Genomic DNA, 3958 nt, shown 5'->3' on the forward strand with positions numbered 1-3958 from the left:
AAGCCTGGTCACGCTCGTCCTCGTCGAGAGCCACGTTCCCGTCGCGGATCGCCTCGTGGACGACGGCCAGCGCCCCGGAGACGCCCAGGTCGTCGTCCATGGCCGCGCGGAAGTCCGCCGGGATGCTCACGGCGTCGAGGCCCGCAAGCGCCTCCTGCGTTCGAGACCCGAGGGCCCGTCGGAGGAAGCCCTCGATGCGGTCCACCGCGGCCGAAGCCTCCGCGAGGGAGCCCTCGTGGTACTCGATCATCGAGCGGTAGTGGGCGGCGGTGAGGTAGTAGCGCACAGCGAGCGGCCGGGCCACCGCGAAGACCCGGTCCATCTCGAGGGCGTTGCCGAGGGACTTGCCCATCTTCTCGCCGCGCACGGTCACCCAGGCGTTGTGGAGCCAGTAGTTGGCGAACCCGAGTCCGGCCGCGCGGGACTGGGCCTGTTCGTTCTCGTGGTGCGGGAAGCGCAGGTCGATGCCGCCGCCGTGGATGTCGAAGGTGTCGCCGAGGTACTTGCGCGCCATCGCCGAGCACTCGAGGTGCCAGCCGGGGCGCCCAGCGCCATACGGGGTCGGCCAGGAGGCGGTCGTCGGCTCACTCGCCTTGCGTCCCTTCCACAGGGCGAAGTCGCGCGGGTCGCGCTTCCCGCGCGGGTCGGCGTCCTCTGCCGGGGCCATGTCATCGAGCGCCTGCCGGGAGAGCTCGCCGTATGCCGGCCAGGACTTGACGTCGAAGTAGACGTCGCCCGAGCCGTCTGCGGCGGCATACGCGTGGCCCTTGTCGACCAAGGTGTCCATGAGCTGGACCATCTCGGGGACGTGACCGGTGGCGCGGGGCTCATAGGTGGCCGGGAGGACGCCGAGCGCATCGAGGGCCGCGGTGGTCGCGCGCTCGTTGGTGTAGGAGATGACGTACCAGGGGGTGCCCGTCGCCGCCGCCTTGACGAGGATCTTGTCGTCGATATCGGTGACATTGCGGATCAGGGTGACGTCGTACCCGTGACCGCGCTCAAGCCACCTGCGTAGCACGTCGAAGGCGACCGCGAACCTGATGTGGCCGATGTGCGGGGCGCCCTGCGTGGTCAGACCGCAGATGTACATCCCGACCTTGCCAGGGGTGAGCGGGACGAAGTCCCGGACCTCGCGGGTGGCAGTGTCGAACAGGCGCAGGCTCACCCGGCGAGTTTACCGGCCCGGGCATGCGGGCTGCCGACGCGAAGCGATGCGGGACGCCTGCGGCGAGGGGTGCGGGACGCCGGGGGTGCGGGGGCCGGCGCCGAGGGGTGCGGGAGGCCGACGCCGAGGGGTGCGGCCGTCGGTGTCGGCGCCATCCTTGTCCCCGAGATTCCGCGGGTGGAGGTCCGGGATCCCTCCCGGCCCCTATGGCGTGCTCGCCCTGTGGCGCAGCGCAGCTCCGCACCCCCAGAACGCCCTCATATATCGGGCCCCTATGCCGTGCTCCCCCCTGCGACGCAGCGCAACACCGCACCCGCAGAACGCCCTCATCTCTCTGGCCCCTATGCCGTGCTCCACCCCGTGACGCAGCGCAACGTCGTCATCGGACGGAACCTCCGCGACATGCCTTGTTCGGGATCCGGCCCGACACACCCGACAATTCACCACCCAATGTGTGCGGGACACCCCGGAGACCGACCTGGGCCCCGACCACCGAATCCTCGGAACATGCCTTGGTCGACCTCACGCCCGACATACCCGACATTTCGCCGACCAACGCAGGACGGCCGGGCCCGAGGGGCTGACGCCGGGGCGTCTCGCTGCGTCGAGAACCGGAGCACGGGGGTGTTGCGCCAAGATCCGGAGCAAAAGGGTTATGCGCCGAGATCCGGAGCAGAGAGGAGCTGCGCCGAGATCCGGAGCAGAGAAGGGGTCAGCCGGTGATGCCACGGAGAGCGACGAAGGTTCCGACCAGGTAGCTCAGCAGCGTCATGGCCAGCCCGGTGAACGCCGTGAACGCGAGCCGCGGGCGGGGCTTGTTCCGGCGCCACAGCATGATGAAGGGCGTCCAAACCAGGGCGAGGAAGATGCCGATCAGGACGATCGAGATGCCGAGCTGCATCAGCGACGCGTCCTTGGGGTTGTTCAGCGCCCGAGCGAGCGTGATCGCTCCGAGCGGGAGCGAGACGAGCAGGGTGGCTGCGTAGGTGCTATAGCCGACCAGACGGTCCCGGCGGCGGCGCGCGTCGGACACCGGGGGAAGCCTCATAGGGAGAAACCTAGTGCCCGCGGTCCAGCCACTCCTGCAGGTGCGGCGCCTCGGCCCCGATCGTCGTGGCGTCGCCGTGACCGGTGAGGACCCGCGTCTGCGGGGGCAGGGTCAGCAGCCGGGTGGAGATCGACGCCACGATCGTCCCGAAGTCGCTGAACGACCGCCCGGTCGCCCCCGGCCCACCCTGGAAGAGCGTGTCCCCGCTGAAGACGACCTCCAGGTCGGGCGAGTAGAAGCAGCACGCCCCCGGCGCATGACCCGGCGTGTGGAGGACGTGCAGGTCGACGTCGCCGACCCGAAGGGTGTCGCCATCGGCCAGCTCACGCTCGGGTGGGGTGTCGTAGACCCGGTCCCAGAGGACCCGGTCCGCTGGATGAAGGTATGCCGGTGCCCCGGTCGCGCGGGTCAGCTCTCGAGCGGCCGTGATGTGGTCGTCGTGCGCGTGCGTGCAGACCACCGCGACGAGGCGGCGGTCCCCGATCGCCTCGAGGATCGGCCCCGCCTCGTGCGGGGCGTCGAAGACGAGGCACTCCTGCTCGTTGCCGATGATCCAGACGTTGTTGTCGACCTCCCAGGTGCCGCCGTCGAGGCTGAAGGTGCCCGAGGTGACCAGATGGCCGACCCGGACGCCACCCAAGGAGGTCCTCACAGCTCGACCACCGACCGCAGCACCTCGCCACGGTGCATCTTCTCGAAGGCGGCCTCGACGTCACCGAGTCCGATCCGCTCCGAGACGAAGGACTCGAGCGGGAAGCGGCCCTGACGGTAGAGGTCGACGAGCATCGGGAAGTCCCGTGACGGCAGGCAGTCGCCATACCAGGAGGACTTCAGGGAGCCGCCGCGGCCGAAGATCTCGATCATCGGCAGGGTCACCTGCTTGTCCGGGGTGGGGACACCAACGAGGACCACGGTGCCGGCGAGGTCGCGAGCGTAGAACGCCTGCTCGTACGTCTCAGGTCGTCCCACCGCCTCGACGACGACATCGGCACCGTGGCCTCCGGTGAGGGCACGGATGCCCTGGACCGGGTCCCCTGCCGCAGAGTTGATCGTGTGCGTCGCCCCGAACGCCCGCGCCATCTCCAGCTTCCGGTCGTCGACGTCGACGGCGATCACCGTCGTCGCCCCAGCCACGACCGCTCCCGCGATCGCGGCATTGCCGACCCCACCGCAGCCGATCACCGCGATGGAGTCCCCGCGTCCGACGCCCCCCGTGTTGACGGCTGCGCCGAATCCGGCCATGACGCCGCATCCGAGCAGGCCAACAGCTGCCGCGTCGGCGGCGGGTACCTTCGTGCACTGACCAGCAGCGACGAGGGTCTTCTCGATGAACGCCCCGATGCCGAGGGCCGGGGAGAGCTCGGTCCCGTCGGTGAGGGTCATCTTCTGCTTCGCGTTGTGCGTGGCGAAGCAGTACCACGGCTTGCCCTTGAGGCAGGCCCGGCACGCACCACAGACCGCGCGCCAGTTGAGGATGACGAAGTCACCCGGGGCGACCTCGCTCACCCCCGCCCCAACCGCCTCGACAACCCCCGCTGCCTCGTGTCCCAGAAGGAACGGGAAGCTGTCGTTGATGCCGCCCTCGCGGTAGTGCAGGTCGGTGTGGCAGACACCGCACGCCTGTATGGCGACGACGGCCTCGCCGGGACCGGGGTCCGGGACGATGACGTCGACCAGCTCGACCGGCGCACCCTTGGCGCGTGCGATGACGCCCTTGACGGTCTGCGGCATACCTGGCCCTCCTG

4 protein-coding genes are annotated in these 3958 nt (G+C 69.8%); all 4 read right to left on the minus strand.

The genetic code is table 11. From position 1 onward, the window contains the following. Window positions 1-1165 (minus strand): cysteine--tRNA ligase (gene cysS / locus B4M60_RS07755; protein WP_291081944.1); only part of this gene is annotated, 1165 nt, incomplete at its 3' end. 712 nt (window positions 1166-1877) lie between these two features. Then, window positions 1878-2213 (minus strand): hypothetical protein, encoded by a 336-nt coding sequence (locus tag B4M60_RS07760; protein WP_291081945.1) that lies wholly within the window; start codon window positions 2211-2213, stop codon window positions 1878-1880. A gap of 10 nt (window positions 2214-2223) precedes the next feature. Beyond that, entirely contained in the window at window positions 2224-2865 is a 642-nt protein-coding gene (locus B4M60_RS07765) for an MBL fold metallo-hydrolase (protein WP_291081946.1), read from the minus strand. Then, window positions 2862-3944, minus strand: coding sequence for an S-(hydroxymethyl)mycothiol dehydrogenase (locus B4M60_RS07770; RefSeq protein WP_291081948.1), 1083 nt, complete (start codon window positions 3942-3944; stop codon window positions 2862-2864). Before B4M60_RS07770 ends, B4M60_RS07765 begins: the two co-directional genes overlap by 4 nt. Between the last annotated feature and the right edge of the window lie 14 nt (window positions 3945-3958).

This window comes from Dietzia sp. UBA5065 (assembly GCA_002415925.1).
Taxonomy (GTDB): Bacteria; Actinomycetota; Actinomycetes; order Mycobacteriales; family Mycobacteriaceae; genus Dietzia.

Excerpts from the sequence above, each read along its gene's own strand:
- B4M60_RS07760 (WP_291081945.1), bottom strand. The coding sequence starts at position 2,213 with ATGAGGCTTCCCCCGGTGTCCGACGCGCGCCGCCGCCGGGACCGTCTG.
- B4M60_RS07770 (WP_291081948.1), bottom strand. The coding sequence starts at position 3,944 with ATGCCGCAGACCGTCAAGGGCGTCATCGCACGCGCCAAGGGTGCGCCG.